This window comes from Brevibacterium sp. Lmc1, assembly GCF_057654315.1.
The window spans coordinates 3,690,713-3,707,017 of sequence record NZ_CM172803.1; the positions used below are offsets into that span (position 1 = coordinate 3,690,713).

The window sequence follows — 16,305 nt, forward strand, 5'->3', positions numbered from 1 at the left end:
AGATCCGGACCGCCGCCGAGGCGGTTCCCCGGCCCCGTACGTCGGTGAACCGGCGTGCGGGGCGGGCGGCCGCCTCGGCGATCGTGGTCGCTGCTCAATCTTCCGGCTGCTGGACACCGACGCGGGCGGCGCGGATGATGCGCTCCCCGATCCGGTAGCCCGGCTGCATGACCAGGAAGAGCGTCGGATTCTCGACCTCATCCGAAGGCTGCTGCATGAGCGCTTCGTGGATGTTCGGATCGAACTCGTCGCCGACCTCTCCGTACTGCTCGACGCCGAGCTTGTTCAGCGATTCGACCAGCTTGTTCACGTGGGTCTCGAAAGGCCCGGTGACATCGCCGTTGTCGCGAGCGAGCTTGACCTCGTCGAGCACGGGAATCAGGGCCTCGACGACCTTGATCGTGCCGCCGAGCGCCGCACGCTCACGTTCGCGGTCGGCCCGCATCCGGTAGGCCGCATATTCGGCGTTGATGCGCTTGAGGTCGGCCAGGTATCCCGCTGCCTCAGAACCCGGTTCGGGCTCGGCCTCCGGCTCGATGTCCTCGAGACCCGAGGCATCGGACGGGATGTCCACACCGAGGTCGCTGGCATCGGCCGCGGCAGCCTGTTCGGCATTCGGGTCCGCGGTCGGCTCCTCGCCGGCCCCGGCCGAGGCCGACTGGGCGTCGGCCTCGGGACGGACCTCACCGGTGTTCGGATCGACCCGGCGCTTGTCACTGAAGGTGAAGCCTGGCTCCTCGGACGACTTGTCGTTGCCCTCGGCAGTCATTACTTCTTCTCCTCATCCTCATCGTCGACAACTTCGGCGTCGACGACATCGTCGTCTGCGCTCGCATCGGCTGCGCCTTCACCGGCAGCTTCGGCGCCTTCGGCACCGCCCTGCTGGCTGTAGATGGCTTCGCCGATCTTCTGCTGGTTCTCCACGAGCTTGTCGTAGGCGCTCTTCACGGCGTCGTCGTCTTCACCCTTGAGGGCTTCCTTGACGGCGTCGACATCGCCCTGCATCTCGGTCTTGAGCTCTTCCGGCAGCTTGTCGGCATTGTCGGTCAGCAGCTTCTCGGTCTGGTAGGCGAGGTTCTCCGCATTGTTGCGGACGTCGGCAGCCTCACGGCGCTTCTTGTCCTCTTCTGCGTGCTCCTCGGCCTCGCGGACCATGCGGTCGATGTCTTCCTTCGGCAGTGCGGAACCGCCGGTGATCGTCATCGACTGCTCGGTGCCGGTGCCCTTGTCGGTGGCCGACACGTGGACGATGCCGTTGGCGTCGATGTCGAAGGCGACCTCGATCTGCGGCACACCGCGCGGAGCCGGAGCGATACCGGTCAGCTCGAAGGTGCCGAGGTTCTTGTTGTCGCGAGTGAACTCACGCTCACCCTGGAAGACCTGGATCGACACGGAGGGCTGGTTGTCCTCAGCGGTGGTGAAGGTCTCCGAGCGCTTGGTCGGGATCGGGGTGTTGCGCTCGATGAGCTTGGTCATCACGCCGCCCTTGGTCTCGAGTCCGAGCGAGAGCGGGGTGACGTCGATGAGCAGGACGTCCTTGCGCTCACCCACGAGGACACCGGCCTGAACGGCGGCGCCGATGGCGACGACCTCATCGGGGTTGACGCCCTTGTTGGGCTCCTTGCCTCCGGTGAGTTCGGTGACGACGGCGGAGACGCCGGGCATACGGGTCGAACCGCCCACGAGGACGACGTGGTCGATGTCGCTGACGGAGACACCGGCGTCCTTCATGACTGCGTGGAACGGAGCCTTGGTGCGCTCGAGGAGGTCCTTGGTCAGGTCCTCGAACTTCGCACGGGTGAGGGTCTCATCCAGGTGGATGGGTCCGTTCTCGCTCATCGACAGGTACTGCAGCGAGATGTTCGTGCTGGTGGCCGAGGACAGTTCCTTCTTGGCCTGCTCTGCGGCTTCCTTGAGGCGCTGCAGAGCGGTGGCATCCTTGGTCAGGTCCACGCCGTAGTTGTTCTTGACCTGCTCGACCAGCCAGTCGACGATGCGCTGATCCCAGTCGTCACCGCCGAGGCGGTTGTCACCGGAGGTCGCACGGACCTGAATGGTGGAGAAGTCGTCTTCGTCCTTGCCGACTTCCAGCAGGGAGACGTCGAAGGTACCGCCACCGAGGTCGAAGACGAGGATGAGCTCGTCTTCCTTGCCGCGCTCGAGGCCGTAGGCAAGAGCGGCAGCAGTGGGTTCGTTGATGATGCGCGAGACGTTGAGGCCGGCGATCTCACCGGCATCCTTGGTTGCCTGGCGCTCAGCATCGTTGAAGTATGCGGGAACGGTGATCACCGCGTCGGTGACCTTCTCCTGCAGGTACTCTTCGGCGTCGTGCTTGAGCTTCTGGAGGATGCGGGCCGAAACTTCGGGGGCCGTCATCTTCTTGCCGCCGATCTCGGTGGACCAGTCGGTGCCCATGTGGCGCTTGACCGATGCGACGGTGTTCTTGATGTTCGTGACGGCCTGGCGCTTGGCGATCTCACCGACGAGGGAGTCGCCGTTCTTGTTGACTGCGACGACGGACGGGGTCGTGCGACCGCCTTCCGCGTTTGCGATGACCTTCGGGTCGCCGCCCTCGAGGACGGTGACGACGGAGTTCGTGGTTCCGAGGTCGATTCCGACTGCACGTGCCATAGTTTTCTCTCCTTACAGATCGTGAGTTCCTGCGACTCGAATGTGTGCGATCGGGCGGCTCCGGTTCTTGAGTCAGAACCACTCGACCGCACACATTGAGCCAACCGGACTCAAGTATTCTCTTCGAGGTTCCGACCGTCAAGTCGGCCTCATCAAAGTTGCGTACACCAGACTCAACTTTGCTGAGGATGGTTTTATTCCGGCGGGAGAGGATTTCTTTTCAGACAGCCGCTGTAGGATCTCGGATTTCGTGTCGGAATCTCAATTTCGCGTCGGAGGCGTGTCGGTGTTCCCAGTTTCATGTCGGTGCGAGGATGCTGGAAACATGACAACGAAGACGTTGCTGGACACGGAACTGATGTACCTCACCGAGGAGGGCACATCGGCAGCCACCACTGTGGGCGCTGTGGACAGCACCCGACTTTCGAAGGGACTACCGGTCCGGTCGCCCAGATCATACGCGCGTCAACGTCACTACCCCGGTTTGTTTTGGTCCGCGACCACAAACGACCATATACCGTTCGAAAGCCGGTTAGAACTCGATCGATTGTGGTTGGCGGACTTCGAGTGGAAACCAAACCATGGGTCAGGTCAGAGTCAAACAAACCTTCAGCATTCCCTTCGTTTGACCTGAACCTCGGTTCAGGGGTGAAGCTTGAGGCATGAGTGAACGAGATGAGCTGTTTGGGATTGCCGAGGTCTCGGCACGGATCGGTCTGGAACCGGACACGATACGATACTTCGAGCGCCAGAGGGTCATACCGTCTCCACGACGCGACAGTGCGGGACACCGTCAGTACACGACGGCCGACGTCGAGTTGATCCGCATGCTGGTTCATCTCCGTGAGACGGGGATGCCTCTGGCTGATATCGCGCAGTTCACGGGCGCAGACAACAAGGTGGCTGATCTGGCCGGACTTCGAGTGGAGTTACTGACAGCCCATCGCCGTCGCGTCCAGGATAGGCGTGAGGAGCTCGACCGAGCGCTCGATGTAATTACGCGGAAGATCATGGATTTCAGCGATCGAATCACCGGTTCGGTGAACCTTCTCGAGCGAACAGATTGCACGATTGCGTTCGACGTCCAGGGGGAGGGGCCTCTGTTGTTCCTGGTCGGTGCGCCGGCGGGGCGGGCTGGTTTCGCACCGCTAGCGCATGAGCTTTCCGACCGTTATACCGTCGTCACCCATGACCCGCGTGGTGTCGGTGCCAGTCGTGCAGTCCTGGGGATGGCTGCACCCACGCCCGAGGTACTTGCCGAGGATCTTGCTGCGCTTGTTGACCGGCTCACCGGAGGGCCCGCCCTATTCGTCGGAACCAGTGGCGGCGCCGTGACGCTGTTGGAACTGGCCAAGCAGTATTCTGAAATGGTTGGCCGGGCCGTGTTGCATGAGCCGCCGCTCGTGTCCCTCGTGGCTGATTCGAAGCTAGCGGACAGAGCTGCAGCGGTGTTTGAAGCCGCGGAGGCTGATCCCCAGCGGGCAGTGCAGGAGTTCTTTGATCTCAGTGGCGCCGCCCACCATACGGGACCAGATCAGACACCTCCCGCCCATATGTCCATGCCCGAGCTACCTGCCGAGGAACTCGAAAAGAATCGCTACTTTCTAGGGCAGATGGCCGGTCCATCAGTCTTTTACGTACCCGATATTGAGGCCATCCGACGTGTTGCGATTACGCTGTGTGCAGGCTCACTGAGCCATCATCAACTCGCGCGGCGGGCAACCCAAATACTCGCTGAACGTCTAGGACTGCCCCTAGTCGACATGCCAGGTAACCACCTCGGCGCAAGCTCAGAGCCGTCAGAATTCGCAAAAGACCTCAAGCGCCTGCTCGAACCCTGAGCACTACCCGCGGCCCTTCCTAGGCCGAACGGCCCAGGACCACGGCCCCGCTGGAGCTCTTGACCGTTGAGGCGGAATGCCCGCTCTCCCACACGTTGAGGGGGCGCTTAATCGTTCCGGTGGTGGTCTTCTTAGCCCTGATATGTCCAAACGAGGGCGGCGCACGGAGCCGCAGCCCAGTTTCTCGTACAGCTAGGCGGTGGAGGCGGGGTCGAGGCCCCGCTCGTCGCGAATGAGCGTCATCGACCAGAACAAGGCTCGGCGATTCCTAGCGATTCTCTTCCACGACCACTCGACGACCTTATGGGCGTGCACGAGACGCCCCAGCACTCGCAGATAGCGGTGAAGCGCCCTGGGGTTCGCTCCAGGTCTTAGCAAGGGGAACGGGAGTATGTCCAAGGAGTTCAGTCAAGAGTTGCGATATCGCACCATGCGCATGGTCTACGAGTGCCCGGCCCCGCTCGCAGTCGAATCGTGCGCTCACCCCGCGGTTCGGTGTCGGCGGCGAGACGCTGCGAATCTGGTGCAACCGCTACGGGCCCACCGAACCTGCGGGTTGCCACGGATCAGCCCGTAACTTCTCCGAGATCAGTCATCAGTTAGCGCGGAGTGTGTCTCGTACACCTGCCTGCTTTCCTCGGTTGCGGGCGCGAACTGCAAGCAGTGCGCAGCCGATCACGGCGATGCCGCCGGTAACGGTCTGCCAGCCGATGTGCTCGCCCAGCAGCAGGCCTGCCCAGAGGATGTTCATCACCGGTTGAGTGAGCTGCACCTGGCTGACTTCTGCCATCGGTCCGATGGCGAGGCCACGATACCAGGCGAAGAACCCGAGGAACATGCTCACCACCGCGAGGTACGCGAACGCGCCCCACTCCACGAGGGTGCCCATGTGAGGCTGCTGCACCATGGCGATGCCGGTCAGTAGAATCATCAGCGGTGAGGCGAGCACAAGCGCCCACGAGATTGTCTGCCACGACCCCAAGCTGCGCGAGAGCAATCCGCCTTCCGCGTAGCCGACCGCGCAAACGACGACGGCGGCGAACAGTAGCAGGTCGGAGAAGTGCAGCCCGCCGAAACCGCCACCTTGGATCACGGCGAATACCACCGCAGCGACAGCACCAAACGCGGCGGCGACCCAGAACGAGCGTGCGGGTCGTTCCCCCGTGCGCAGCGCCGCAATCACCGCCGTCGCTGCGGGCAGCAGCGCGATCACCACAGCCCCGTGGCTCGCGCGCGCTGTCTCGAGGGCAAACGACGTCAGCAGCGGGAACCCGACCACCGCGCCGCCCGCGACCACCGCGACCTGTACCCACTGCCTCCCTCGCGGGAGTCTTTGCCGCGTCAATCCGAGGGCGAAGGCGGCAAGCACGGCCGCGATCACCGCACGGCCCGACCCGACGAACAGTGCCGACATGTGCCCGTTCTCCACCGCGACCCTGGTGAACGGCACGGTGAACGAGAATGCGGTCACGCCGAGCAGCCCCCACCACAGGCCGGAACGGGATACTGGTAGCAGTTTGACCGAATATACAATAGCGCTATTGTTGTGATTCATGATTAATAGTAGCAGTGACCGCATCGTGTCGGCACTTGGCGAGTGGCTCGCGGTCGCTCCTGCGGGCGCACAGCTTCCGTCGACGCGGCAGCTTGTCGCGCGATTCGAGGCCAGCCCGGTGACGGTGCAGAAGGCACTGCGCACCCTCATCGGTCAGGGGGTGATTGAGTCGCGGCCGGGCGTCGGCACGTTCGTGCGCAGGGTCCGGGAGGTCCGTCCGAACGACTACGGCTGGCAGACGGCAGCGCTCGGCTCCCCGCAGCACCGCATCCCGGCCTCGTCGGTGGCGCTGCGCACAACGCCGAACGATGTGATCGCCCTGCATTCGGGCTACCCCGACAGGGAGCTGCTGCCCGAACGTCTGGTACGGGCCGCGTTCGCTCGCGCTGCACGCAGCGAGGCGGCGGTGAGCCGCCCGCCCGCTGCAGGCCTGCCCGAGCTGCAATCCTGGTTCGCCGCTGAACTCGGCGCGATCACTCCCACGGATCTCACCGCCCCGGCCGCAAGGGATGTAGTAATCGTGCCGGGTAGCCAGAGTGGCCTCAGCACTCTCTTCCGCACCCTTGTCGGTGCGGGACGACCACTACTCATCGAGTCACCGAGCTACTGGGGGGCGATGCTCGCCGCCGCGCAGGTCGGCGTGCAACTCGTACCCATCCCGTCCGGGCCGCACGGCCCGAACCCCGACGACCTCGACCGCGCCTTCGCGCAGACCGGGGCACGCGCGTTCTACGCGCAACCGAACTTCGCCAACCCCACCGGCGGCCAGTGGTCGGCGAAACTGGGTGACGCGGTGCTCGGGATCGTGCGCGAGCGCGGCGCGTTCCTCATCGAGGACGACTGGGCGCACGACTTCGGCATCACTACCGATTCTGTCCCCATCGCCGCCCGTGACGACAGCGGTCACGTCGTCTACATCCGCTCACTCACCAAAAGTGTCTCTCCATCAGTCCGGGTCGCGGGCCTGATCGCGCGCGGCCCTGCCCGTGATCGCATCCTCGCGGACACGCAGGCCCAGGAGATGTACGTCAGCTCCGCCCTACAAGCCATCGCGGTCGATGTGGTCACGCAACCGGCTTGGCGCACGCACCTGCGCTCACTCAGGCAACAGCTCGCCACCCGCCGCGATCTCCTCGTCGACGCGCTCCACGAGCACGCTTCGGCGGCGTGCCTGGACGCCGTACCGTACGGCGGCCTGAACCTCTGGCTGCGACTGCCCGACGACACGAACCTGCTCCAGCTTGCCCGAGAATGCGAAGCTCGTGGGGTCATCATCGCAGCAGGCGACGATTGGTTCCCCGCCGAGCCAACCGGCCGCTATCTCCGTCTGAACTACTCCGGACCCAACCCCAGCGCGTTCCCCGAAGCCGCGCGAATCATCGGACAGGCCCTCGCAAACAGACAGTGAATCGTTTCGGTGAGGATAGCGCTCCCGACCTTGCCGGTCGCACCGAATACAGCGGCTCGCATGATCAGACGTGGTCTTTCGTGCTCGGTGGCGGGAGTTGACCGGCGACCATCGAGATGAGTGCGGCGGCAAAGCCGAGAAGTTGGAGTGGGGTCAAGGCTTCACCTGCGATCGCGGCGCCGAGCCCCGCCGCGACGAGCGGGGAAAGCAACCCGAGCAGGGCGGTTGCCGTCACGGGCAGACGCCGGATGCCGGCGAACCAGATGGTGTAAGTCAGCAGCGCCCCGATCAGCCCCAGCCAGGCGTACCCCAGCACGGCCTTACCGTCGATACCGGGCGGAATGCCGTCGATGAGCAGAGCCGGTAGCAGCAGGACAAGACCGGCCGCGGTGAGTTGCCACCCGGCCAGACCTACTGCGGAGACCCCTTCGGGGCGCCCCCACTTCTTCGTCAGCACAACTCCGATGCCCATCGACACGGCACCGCCCAAGCCCGGGAGGACACCAAGAGGTGATATCGCAGCGTTCCGGCCGAGGACGACGAGCGCAACGCCGATCATGCCGAGCACGCTCCACGTGACTCGCCAGAGCGAGAGCTTTTCGTGCAGGATCGCCACGGCGAGGAACGCGATCACGATGGGCTGTGCCGCACCCAGCGTGGCTGCTACTCCGCCTGGCAAATGCTGGGCTACGAGGAAGAGCAGCGGGAAGAATGCGGCCATGTTGAAGGTGCCGAGCACGAGGCTCTTCCACCACCACGAACCGAGCGGCAACTGCCTCGCGATCAAGAGCGCGAGCAGACCTGCGGGAAGCGAGCGCATCATCGCAGCGAAGAGAGGATGCCCTGCGGGCAGTAGGTGCGTGGTCACGATGTAGGTGGTGCCCCAGGCCATCGGGGTGAGCGCAGTCAGTATCGTCTACACGGCCTGGCTCGTGGATTCTGCCTGCACGCTTGGAGGCGTGCGCGGTGAGGTCGTGATGCTCATGGTTACATCGTCGGGTCCGGCATGCCCATGAGTCCAGGACATTGTTGTGATCCCAGTGATGAACAAGGATCATTGAAGTGTGGAGCTTCAGCAGATGCGGTATGTGGTCGCGGTGGCCGAGGATCGCAGCTTCACTCGCGCGGCAGAGCGGTGTCTCGTGGTGCAGTCCGCTCTGAGTCACCAGATCAAGGCGCTCGAACGCGAACTCGGGGTGAGGTTGTTCGCGCGCACCAGCCGCAGGGTTGAGACCACGGCCGCCGGCGAGGCATTCCTGGCACGAGCACGAGAGAGTCTCGATGCGGCTGAACGGGCGGTCTCCGAGGCGGCGGAGGCGGACGGGCAGATTCGAGGCAGTCTCACGATCGGTGTGATTCCGACGGTGACCACCATCGATATACCTACTGTACTGGGGCGTTTCCATCGCGCCCACCCTGCGGTGCGGATCAAGCTCCGAGGCGGCGGTAGCGATGAGTTCATCACCGCGATCAGCGAGGGCCGTATGGACGTCGCAGTGCTCGGGCTGCCCGACAGCGCACCCCCGAAAGGCGTGAACGCGCGCGTTCTTGCCAGGGAGCGGCTCATCGTCGTCGTCGCCGCTGAACACTCACTGGCTCGGCGTCGCAGACTACGGTTGGAAGACTTGACCGATGAAGTGTTCGTGGACTTTCCCGAGGGAACACCCGGCCGAGTTCCCTCCGACCTCGCATTCCAGGCCGCTGGTGTCCATCGCGAGGTCGCCTTCGAAGCGATGAGCGCCGACCTTATCGTCGACCTGGTCAGGCAGGGCCTCGTGATCGCCCCGCTCTCACCAGCTGTCATCCCCGCCGGCAGCAACGACCTTCGAACGATCCCGGTGACAGCTGGCCCCATCCCGTATCGAGTACCTCGCGTGGAGCAGCTTCAACTCCACCCCCGCAGCAAGAGCATTCCTCGAAAGCCTGCCGATGCCTCAACCGGGCGACGACACGTAGGTGCATTCGCAGGGAGCCGAATGTCAGTCCACCGGACCTCGCTTCAAAAACGCTTGACAAGGTCGACTGCTCCTTCGGGATTCTCGGTTTGCTGGACGAATCCTTCGCTCGTGTACAGATGGATGTTCTTCGTGCTCCGCGATCCGGTGCTGAGCTCTATCCGGTCACAGGAGCTGGCGAGAGCATCCGTCGCGTGCCGGAGGAGCCAGCGCCCGATTCCCCGTCCGTAGAGATCGGGAACGACGGCGAGTCTGCCGATGCACCCTGTTCGCGATGCGCGTCGAGCGCGAACCATTCCGATGAGACGACCGTGGAGCCAGAGTCCGATCGTCTCCCAGTCGGTGAGCCAGGCCTGCACGTCGTCGAGGGTCTCGGTGAACGGAGTGAGGTCTAGTGTTTCGTTGCTCAACGCCTCGTCGACCCAGCAGCATCGCTGCAGAACCAGTACATGAGGTGCGTCGTTGGGAGTCAACGGGCGTGTATAGCTACCGGGCAGCGGCCCAACTCCGTTACCGGGCCGTGCAGCCTCCCGCATGGGCTTGAGCGCGTGAGCTAGTCTGATCAGCTCTTCCAGCAAGCTGTTCGCTGACGCGGTCAGCTGTGCGCCCGGGCGCACCCCGGTCGAATCGATCGTGTCTTTCAGGCGCAGGGCGACGGTCGAGCCGAGTGGGACGAGACGAAGTGTCGTTATCACCTGTTTCGCGTGCTGCACGGATCGGGTGCCTGCCGAGGTGTTGCCGTAACTCACGAACCCCATGGGCTTCCATGCCCATTCTTGGCTCAGGTAGTCGAGGGCGTTCTTGAGCGTCGCGGGCATGCCGTAGTTGTATTCCGGCGTGACCGCGATGAAGCCATCCGCCTCGTCGACGATCTTGCTCCACGCTTTGGTGTGCGGGTTTCGGTAGGCGCCAACAGCAGGATGTTCCTCCTCGTCGAAGAACGGGAGGTCGAGATCGCGCAACGACACATGCTGAAGCTCGACGCCGAGTGCGACGGCGTCGGGGGTGAGGGTTCGCAGGAGCCAGTCTGCAACCGCCGGGCCCATAGCTCCTGGCCTGGTGCTGCACGTGAGGATCACGACTCTAGGAGATTTTATTGACATGTAAACGAGCATAGATCGTAGAATGATTACATGTCAACGAAAAGGATGGGGTCCGCGGCGCCGTGGTTGAACGAGGATGAGGAAGTCGCCTGGCGCGCGTTTCGTCGCATGACGATCGCAGTGCAGGCCGGTGTGGTGCACGACCTTGCAGCGTCGGGTCTCTCGGAGCCCGACTACGAGGTGCTCAGCACCCTGGTCGAAGCGCCGGAGATGACGAGCACACTGCATGCCCAAGCGCAGAAGATGGGGTGGTCGCGGAGCAGGCTCTCGCGTCACGCCGGCAGGATGGAAGCGCGAGAGCTGATTCGCCGTGATCCCGACCCGGCAGACGGTCGCGGCTGTCTGCTCGTACTCGCCCCCCTCGGTCTCGACGCCCTTCGTGGAGCGACTGCCGTGCACTTGGAATCCGTGTGCCGCCGCTTCGCCGATCGGCTCGACGCGCGCGACCTCCTCGACATCGTGCGAATCTCTGGAAAACTCTCCCATGCTCCAGAGTCGGCTCTATGACACGTAGGCCGTGAGCAGTCTGTCAAGGGCCCGATGAGACTGCCGACGAGCCAGGTCGATGTCGTTCTGTTGGGCTGTCCACAGGGCTGCTTCGTTCATCGCGCCGGAGAGCTGCGCGGTCGACGCATCGAGGATGTCTTCTGCAACTCCTGCCTCACGTAGTGCCTCTCGCAGATGCGTCGCCGAATTCTCTGCGTCAAGTCGGCGCCATTCCTGCCAGCCGGTCACTGCTGGTGAATCGATGAGCAGGATGCGCATGGCGGCTCCGTTCGTGATCGCATCGAGGAATGCGTGCGACCCGGCCTTGAGCTGTTCGTGAGGCTGCGGGTCTGCATTCTCGGCTGCCGCGACGACAGCTCGTGCGACGTCGGCTTGGAGTCGGGCGGCGACTTCGCCGAACAGCGCGACCTTGTTCCGGTAGTGGTGGTAGACCGCCCCCCGTGTGACCCCGGCGTCCCGGGCGACGTCATCGACGGAGACTTCGCTGAAGCCTCGCGCCGATAAGAGTTCCTTCGCGGAATCGAGGATGCGTTGGGCTGTCTGGGCGGCGTCGGCTGCGGAGGCGCGGGGCATGGTCCTCTTCCTTTACGTACAGTGTGTATGTATGCTGGCTTCGTTACATGCATATCGTACGTAAAGGAGTGCAATGTCCGTCACCAGCCTCTATCCCGTGCTCATGTCTCGCGATGTCGACGCCGCGGCGTCCTTCTACCGCGACTTCATCGGTTTTGAGACGACCTTTGAATCCGACTGGTATGTCAGCTTGCGCTTAGGCGAGTTCGAGCTGGCGATCTTGGCTCACGATCACTCCACGGTGCCGGCCGGATACCGTGAACTTCCCCGAGGAGTGATCGTCAACCTCGAAGTCAGCGACGTCGATGCCCTCCACAAGCAGCTGGCCGACAGAACAGAGGTGAACGTGGTGTTACCGCTTCGCGACGAGGACTTCGGTCAGCGGCACTTCATCATTGCTGCCCCCGATGGTGTGCTGCTCGACATCATCCAGCCCGTGGCTCCCAGTGAGGACTACGCGAGCGCGTATGTGCAGCCATAGAGGCTCCCGTTCGGCGAGACCCTGGATCCGTTCACCTCAGGTCTCGCCGAAGGGGAACGAAGACGGCGAGAATCGCCGCGATGACCGCGTATGCCACGAGGATCGCAGCGCCGAGCACAGGTGAGACCATCGTCGCAGGCGTCAGCGCTGTCTGGCTCGCGATCGCGCCGGTGAGGAAGTCGAAACTCGTCAGCGATGCCGTCGCGCCGCCCGGCAGGAACGGGTAGATCGCATTGACGCCGGGAACCATCATCAGGACGTACTCGACGAACAGGAAGTAGCCGAGCACGACGCCGATCGCGACGAAGGGTGAACGCGCCAACGCGCCGATCCCTACTCCAAGCAGCATGTAGGCGGCAGCGGCGAGGCTGAGCTGTATGAGTGCCGGTACCAGATTCACCACATTGACGCCCAGCGGTACACCGCGCATCCATGTTGCGACGATCAGGGCGAGGAAGGCCGACAGGGATGCGACCATTCCGTAGACAATGCCCAGCGCTGTGTACACGGCGAGCTTGGCTGTGAGTACTCGACCCCGACGAGGAACGACGAGGAACGTCGTGCCGATCGTGCGGTGTCGATACTCGTTTGTGATCGCGATGGTCCCGATCAGCGCGGGGACGAACAGAAGCACGGTTCCGATGCCGAGCACGAATCCAACGCCTTCGGGGGTGTCGATGTCCGGCATGGGAGGCTGGGCGTTCTGCGGTCCGGTGAGCGCAAGGAGAAGCGGCAATCCGCCACCACACGCGAGCGCAACCAGTGTCGACCGCAGTGCTACTCCGGTGCCGCTCAGTCGCGCGACTTCGCCATAGACGGCATTCATAGGAGGAGTCCTTTCTGCGTGAGGCGCAGGAAGGCTTCTTCGAGGGGAGCATCTTGCGCTACGAGTCGTTCGAGTGCGCCCGCCCAGACGGTGCGGCCTCGGTCGATGAGGATGACGTCGTCGATCGTGTGCTCAACCTCGTTGAGCACATGGCTGGAGAGCAGTACGGCGCGCCATCAGCATCGGCGAACTCGCGCAGGAATGTGCGGAGCCAGGCGCTTCCGCTTGGGTCGAGACCGTTCGACGGCTCATCGAGCACGAGGATGTCCGGGTCGCCGAGCATCGCGGTGGCCAGCGCGAGGCGCTGGCGCATCCCGGTGGAGAAAGTGCCGATCCGACGATCGGCGTACGACTGCGCCCCCACGAGGGATAACACGGTGTCGACCCGCGACCGGTCCATTCCTCCGAGTGCCGCGTACGTGTGAAGGTGAGCGCGTGCCGTCATGCGTGGATGCGCTGAGGCAATGTCCAGGACCGCGCCCACGGTCTTTGCGGGCGCAGGCAGGTGGGCATACGGAAGGCCAGCAATGTGAGCCTCACCGCTGTCGGAGCGAACTAGGCCGAGTAGTGCGCGCATGAGCGTCGATTTCCCTGCCCCATTGGGCCCGAGGAACCCGACGACGCGCCCGTACTCGACCTTCAAGGTGACATCTTCGAGCGCAACGACTGCCCCGAACCGTTTTGAGAGCGCCTCTACCTCGATCGCAGCGTTCAAGAGTGCACGTCCGATCGGAGGTCTGCCGCGATCGACTCTGCAGCATCGGTGCTCAGGAGGACCTCGTCGAACCCGACGGCGGCCCGGTCGACGGCGATCCGCAGCAGCGGGTGACCGCGCTTCATCGAGACTAGGCGCCGCACTCCCGAAGGGTGTCTGAACGTGCCCAGCTTGCGGTAGCCAGAGATGACGAGACCGGATTTCATCCCGAGGATCTCGGAAGTCCATCCCGGCTCGCTCGTTACACCACGGATCGCCGCCCTCGGAATTGACAGCTTCGGCAAGCCCGTCATCGTCGCCTCCCAGCCGGGAAACTGCACGTGTACTCCCGTTTGGTCGTACGTGATGTTCGTCATCGTTCTCTCCTGGTCGCTAGAATAGAATCGTAACGAGAACATTATCATAATGATAACAGTGAGGAGTCAAGGTGCCGGACAAGACTGCTCTGGCAGAGGTCGTGCTGCACCCCGTGCGATTACGGATCATCCAGCAGCTGGGTGGTCGCAACCGCACGACGGCACAGTTGCGCGAGGCGCTCCCGGATATCCCGCAGGCCACGCTCTATCGACATGTAGCGGCCCTCCTCGATGCCGAGGTTGTCGCCGTGGTCAATGAGCGCAGATCTCGTGGCGCGATCGAGCGAACCTTGGCGCTAGGGGACCGGATGGCAGCGATTGACCACGCCGAGCTTTCTGCGATGAGCAGCGCGCAGCTAAACACAGCCTTCCTGACTTTCTTGGGAGACGTCACGGGTGACTTCGATCGTTTCCTCAGCGCGGGTTCTCCCGAAGCCCGTGAGTTGGTCGGTTTCGCGCGAACGCCCTTGTACGTGAACAGGGAGGATCTCGCCACGATCCAGTCCAGCCTCGCCGAGCTACTGGCCCCTTACCTGACGGAACGGGAGGACGGTCAGCAACGCGTCAACCTCGCCACGATCCTCCTTCCGGACCCGTGAACGCGTAAAGAGAACGACGGCAACGCAAAGGAGACAAGATGCCAACGACGAAGCACATCCTTGTGTACTCGGACTCGCTGACCTGGGGCATAGTCCCGACGACTCGGCAGCGACTTCCCTTCGAAGAGCGCTGGCCCGGAGTCCTGCACGCCGCGCTCAACGCGGGAAGGGACGGTCGCATCCGGCTTACGGAGGATTGTCTCAACGGGCGTCGCACCGCCTTCGACGACCCATACAAACCTGGGCGGAACGCCCTCAGCGGCATCCAACAGGTCATAGAAGCGCAATCCCCGCTCGACCTCGTGATTCTCCTACTCGGCACGAACGACTTCCAATCCATGCACCAGCACAAACCCTGGCACTCCGCGATGGGCATCGCAGCGCTCATCAACGCGATCAGGACAGCGCCGATCGAGCCCGGGATGCCTACCCCGCCGATTCTCGTCATCGCGCCCCCGCAGCTTGACAACCCTCGAGGACCGATCGGCCCGAAGTTCGCGGGCGGGGATATCGCCGCACAGGGTCTCGCGCAGGCAATTCGACAGGTCAGCGAAGACACCGACTGCGTCTTTTTCGACTCGAACACGATCACCACCAGCAGCAAGCACGACGGCGTGCATCTCGACGCCGACCAGCACCACGCCCTGGGTGTCGCACTCGCGCCGGTCGTCGCGGACCTGATGGTAGATCGCGATGCTGGCTGAAGCTCCACAGTCAAACAATGCGGGTCATCCGGCCCCTTCTGAGGCGATCAGAGCGTAGTTCCTTACTTTTACCTACTGGGCGCTGCCTAGTTGGTCACATGCAGGAAGACTGTCGGCTACTTTTGCTGAGATAGGACGGTGCGCTGCCCAGACCCTCTCTATATCAACTTGGCGTAGCGCATCTCGCATCGCTCGTAGCGCGTTGTCCGAGTGTCGCAACGTTTTCTGGGTACCTAGTCGAAAGAGGTGCGAAAAATGGTCGTCGTCATTGCCTAGTCCCAAGTGCCTGCGCAGAGCTGTGGCTCGGGTGCGGTTAACGTTTGATTTGTCGGCCAGGTCATATTTTCCCATGTAGAACTTTATCTCCAAGTCGACTTCACGGATGCCGGCCGCTTCGGCTTCAGGGTCATTGGTCGTGTGTAGCGCAGTGCCCTATAGGTCTTTGTGCTCGTCGAGGAAAGCGACGATCACTTCCGTAGGCGGTCGAACTCCGCCTTGCCGAAGTACGCGGTCGCTGACCGGAGGATCTCGTTCGTCTTCTTCAGCCCCCGATTCTCAGCCTCCAGTTGCCGGATCCGAGCTGTGGAGTCGATCGGCGTCGTGGGCAGATCGTCATCTTAAGCGCGCTTGACCCACGTCTGTAGAGCTTCCTTGTGGACACCGGTCTGTTCAGCGATCCGAGCGATCGCGCCGTTGCGCATCGCAGGGTCTCGGCGAGCTTCCACCGCCAACCGTGTGGTACGCGCGTGGAGCTCGGTAGGATCCTTCGGGTTCGGTAAAAGGGCCGTCCTTCCGGATATCTGTCACACCCTCAATCAAACTAAGGACGGTTCAATCTGTGGCTACTCGTTTCCCTTTGTCAAAGACATTCTTGTCTCCAGTAGCGAGCAGCGCTGCTTCGAGGAGCATTTCGAAACAATGCTTAAGATGGATCAAGACTGTGGTCACTCTTCCATTGTTTTCCAGTGCGTTGAACGCTGTGACGCCAGTCCGCAGCGAGGAGATGGCTTTCGCCCTCAGTGTGCGAACGTCGTATGACTTTCATGGCATG

General features: G+C 63.1%; 16 protein-coding genes and 2 pseudogenes. 7 read left to right on the top strand and 11 right to left on the bottom strand.

The genetic code is table 11. The annotated features are described in order from the left end of the window. Positions 1-94: 94 nt before the first annotated feature. Both AC239G_RS16580 and dnaK read right to left on the bottom strand, forming a co-directional pair. The gene (locus tag AC239G_RS16580; RefSeq protein ID WP_139467937.1) at positions 95-769 is read right to left on the bottom strand and encodes a nucleotide exchange factor GrpE; all 675 of its coding nucleotides are present in this window, start codon (positions 767-769) and stop codon (positions 95-97) included. Beyond that, the gene (gene dnaK / locus AC239G_RS16585; protein ID WP_139467936.1) at positions 769-2,631 is read right to left on the bottom strand and encodes a molecular chaperone DnaK; all 1,863 of its coding nucleotides are present in this window, start codon (positions 2,629-2,631) and stop codon (positions 769-771) included. The genes AC239G_RS16580 and dnaK overlap by 1 nt, the downstream gene beginning before the upstream one ends. Positions 2,632-3,293: 662 nt before the next feature. Between dnaK and AC239G_RS16590 the strand changes: the two genes are divergently transcribed. Further along, positions 3,294-4,472, top strand: a complete 1,179-nt coding sequence (locus tag AC239G_RS16590; RefSeq protein WP_139467935.1) for an alpha/beta fold hydrolase — start codon at positions 3,294-3,296, stop codon at positions 4,470-4,472. 595 nt (positions 4,473-5,067) lie between these two features. On the opposite strand, the gene AC239G_RS16595 is transcribed toward AC239G_RS16590, so the two are convergent. After that, positions 5,068-6,027 carry a DMT family transporter gene (locus AC239G_RS16595; protein WP_139467934.1) on the bottom strand — a complete coding sequence of 320 codons (960 nt, stop codon included), beginning with the start codon at positions 6,025-6,027 and terminating at the stop codon, positions 5,068-5,070. Here AC239G_RS16595 and AC239G_RS16600 point away from each other — a divergent pair. Continuing rightward, positions 6,026-7,435, top strand: coding sequence for an aminotransferase-like domain-containing protein (locus AC239G_RS16600; protein WP_139467933.1), 1,410 nt, complete (start codon positions 6,026-6,028; stop codon positions 7,433-7,435). The genes AC239G_RS16595 and AC239G_RS16600 overlap by 2 nt on opposite strands. Before the next feature lie 64 nt (positions 7,436-7,499). On the opposite strand, the gene AC239G_RS16605 is transcribed toward AC239G_RS16600, so the two are convergent. Then, entirely contained in the window at positions 7,500-8,303 is an 804-nt protein-coding gene (locus AC239G_RS16605) for an EamA family transporter (protein ID WP_487489336.1), read from the bottom strand. 211 nt (positions 8,304-8,514) lie between these two features. Between AC239G_RS16605 and AC239G_RS16610 the strand changes: the two are divergent. Further along, positions 8,515-9,240: pseudogene (locus AC239G_RS16610) on the top strand (LysR family transcriptional regulator); the annotation flags it as partial. A gap of 194 nt (positions 9,241-9,434) precedes the next feature. On the opposite strand, the gene AC239G_RS16615 reads toward AC239G_RS16610, so the two are convergent. Next, entirely contained in the window at positions 9,435-10,505 is a 1,071-nt protein-coding gene (locus tag AC239G_RS16615) for a GNAT family N-acetyltransferase (RefSeq protein WP_420095986.1), read from the bottom strand. A gap of 18 nt (positions 10,506-10,523) precedes the next feature. On the opposite strand from AC239G_RS16615, the gene AC239G_RS16620 reads away from it, so the two are divergent. Then, positions 10,524-11,000: a MarR family winged helix-turn-helix transcriptional regulator gene (locus tag AC239G_RS16620; RefSeq protein ID WP_139467931.1), complete on the top strand. Its 477-nt coding sequence runs from the start codon at positions 10,524-10,526 to the stop codon at positions 10,998-11,000. Here AC239G_RS16620 and AC239G_RS16625 read toward each other — a convergent pair. Continuing rightward, complete coding sequence (locus AC239G_RS16625; RefSeq protein ID WP_172171760.1) at positions 10,995-11,573, bottom strand: TetR/AcrR family transcriptional regulator; 579 nt, start codon at positions 11,571-11,573, stop codon at positions 10,995-10,997. The two genes, AC239G_RS16620 and AC239G_RS16625, sit on opposite strands and share 6 nt — an antisense overlap. Before the next feature lie 73 nt (positions 11,574-11,646). Between AC239G_RS16625 and AC239G_RS16630 the strand changes: the two genes are divergently transcribed. Then, positions 11,647-12,054, top strand: a complete 408-nt coding sequence (locus tag AC239G_RS16630; RefSeq protein WP_487489337.1) for a VOC family protein — start codon at positions 11,647-11,649, stop codon at positions 12,052-12,054. A 31-nt stretch (positions 12,055-12,085) separates the two neighbouring features. Here AC239G_RS16630 and AC239G_RS16635 read toward each other — a convergent pair whose 3' ends face one another. Genes AC239G_RS16635 through AC239G_RS16645 form a run of 3 tightly spaced genes read right to left on the bottom strand, consistent with a single transcriptional unit; the run spans position 12,086 to position 13,951 of the window. Beyond that, positions 12,086-12,880 carry an ABC-2 transporter permease gene (locus AC239G_RS16635; protein ID WP_487489338.1) on the bottom strand — a complete coding sequence of 265 codons (795 nt, stop codon included), beginning with the start codon at positions 12,878-12,880 and terminating at the stop codon, positions 12,086-12,088. Positions 12,881-12,938: 58 nt separating this feature from the next. Next, the gene (locus tag AC239G_RS16640) at positions 12,939-13,595 is read right to left on the bottom strand and encodes an ABC transporter ATP-binding protein (RefSeq protein ID WP_253903881.1); all 657 of its coding nucleotides are present in this window, start codon (positions 13,593-13,595) and stop codon (positions 12,939-12,941) included. Beyond that, positions 13,592-13,951, bottom strand: coding sequence for a hypothetical protein (locus tag AC239G_RS16645; protein WP_139467927.1), 360 nt, complete (start codon positions 13,949-13,951; stop codon positions 13,592-13,594). The genes AC239G_RS16640 and AC239G_RS16645 overlap by 4 nt, the downstream gene beginning before the upstream one ends. A gap of 71 nt (positions 13,952-14,022) precedes the next feature. Here AC239G_RS16645 and AC239G_RS16650 point away from each other — a divergent pair, with 71 nt between their 5' ends. Together AC239G_RS16650 and AC239G_RS16655 are read left to right on the top strand one after the other, a co-directional pair. Next, the gene (locus AC239G_RS16650) at positions 14,023-14,550 is read left to right on the top strand and encodes a helix-turn-helix domain-containing protein (protein ID WP_139467926.1); all 528 of its coding nucleotides are present in this window, start codon (positions 14,023-14,025) and stop codon (positions 14,548-14,550) included. A 38-nt stretch (positions 14,551-14,588) separates the two neighbouring features. Further along, the gene (locus AC239G_RS16655; RefSeq protein WP_139467925.1) at positions 14,589-15,254 is read left to right on the top strand and encodes an SGNH/GDSL hydrolase family protein; all 666 of its coding nucleotides are present in this window, start codon (positions 14,589-14,591) and stop codon (positions 15,252-15,254) included. A 72-nt stretch (positions 15,255-15,326) separates the two neighbouring features. Here the strand turns inward: AC239G_RS16655 and AC239G_RS16660 are convergent, their stop codons facing one another. Further along, positions 15,327-15,605 carry a hypothetical protein gene (locus tag AC239G_RS16660; protein WP_487489339.1) on the bottom strand — a complete coding sequence of 93 codons (279 nt, stop codon included), beginning with the start codon at positions 15,603-15,605 and terminating at the stop codon, positions 15,327-15,329. A gap of 81 nt (positions 15,606-15,686) precedes the next feature. Then, positions 15,687-15,844 (bottom strand): annotated as a pseudogene (locus tag AC239G_RS16665) (IS3 family transposase); the annotation flags it as partial. Positions 15,845-16,305: the final 461 nt, after the last annotated feature.

Coding starts and splice junctions, on each gene's coding strand:
- dnaK (WP_139467936.1), bottom strand. CDS start 2,631: ATGGCACGTGCAGTCGGAATCGACCTCGGAACCACGAACTCCGTCGTC.
- AC239G_RS16600 (WP_139467933.1), top strand. CDS start 6,026: ATGATTAATAGTAGCAGTGACCGCATCGTGTCGGCACTTGGCGAGTGG.
- AC239G_RS16615 (WP_420095986.1), bottom strand. CDS start 10,505: ATGCTCGTTTACATGTCAATAAAATCTCCTAGAGTCGTGATCCTCACG.
- AC239G_RS16630 (WP_487489337.1), top strand. CDS start 11,647: ATGTCCGTCACCAGCCTCTATCCCGTGCTCATGTCTCGCGATGTCGAC.
- AC239G_RS16635 (WP_487489338.1), bottom strand. CDS start 12,880: ATGAATGCCGTCTATGGCGAAGTCGCGCGACTGAGCGGCACCGGAGTA.
- AC239G_RS16655 (WP_139467925.1), top strand. CDS start 14,589: ATGCCAACGACGAAGCACATCCTTGTGTACTCGGACTCGCTGACCTGG.
- AC239G_RS16620 (WP_139467931.1), top strand. CDS start 10,524: ATGTCAACGAAAAGGATGGGGTCCGCGGCGCCGTGGTTGAACGAGGAT.
- AC239G_RS16645 (WP_139467927.1), bottom strand. CDS start 13,951: ATGACGAACATCACGTACGACCAAACGGGAGTACACGTGCAGTTTCCC.
- AC239G_RS16580 (WP_139467937.1), bottom strand. CDS start 769: ATGACTGCCGAGGGCAACGACAAGTCGTCCGAGGAGCCAGGCTTCACC.
- AC239G_RS16595 (WP_139467934.1), bottom strand. CDS start 6,027: ATGAATCACAACAATAGCGCTATTGTATATTCGGTCAAACTGCTACCA.
- AC239G_RS16625 (WP_172171760.1), bottom strand. CDS start 11,573: ATGCCCCGCGCCTCCGCAGCCGACGCCGCCCAGACAGCCCAACGCATC.
- AC239G_RS16590 (WP_139467935.1), top strand. CDS start 3,294: ATGAGTGAACGAGATGAGCTGTTTGGGATTGCCGAGGTCTCGGCACGG.
- AC239G_RS16660 (WP_487489339.1), bottom strand. CDS start 15,605: ATGGGAAAATATGACCTGGCCGACAAATCAAACGTTAACCGCACCCGA.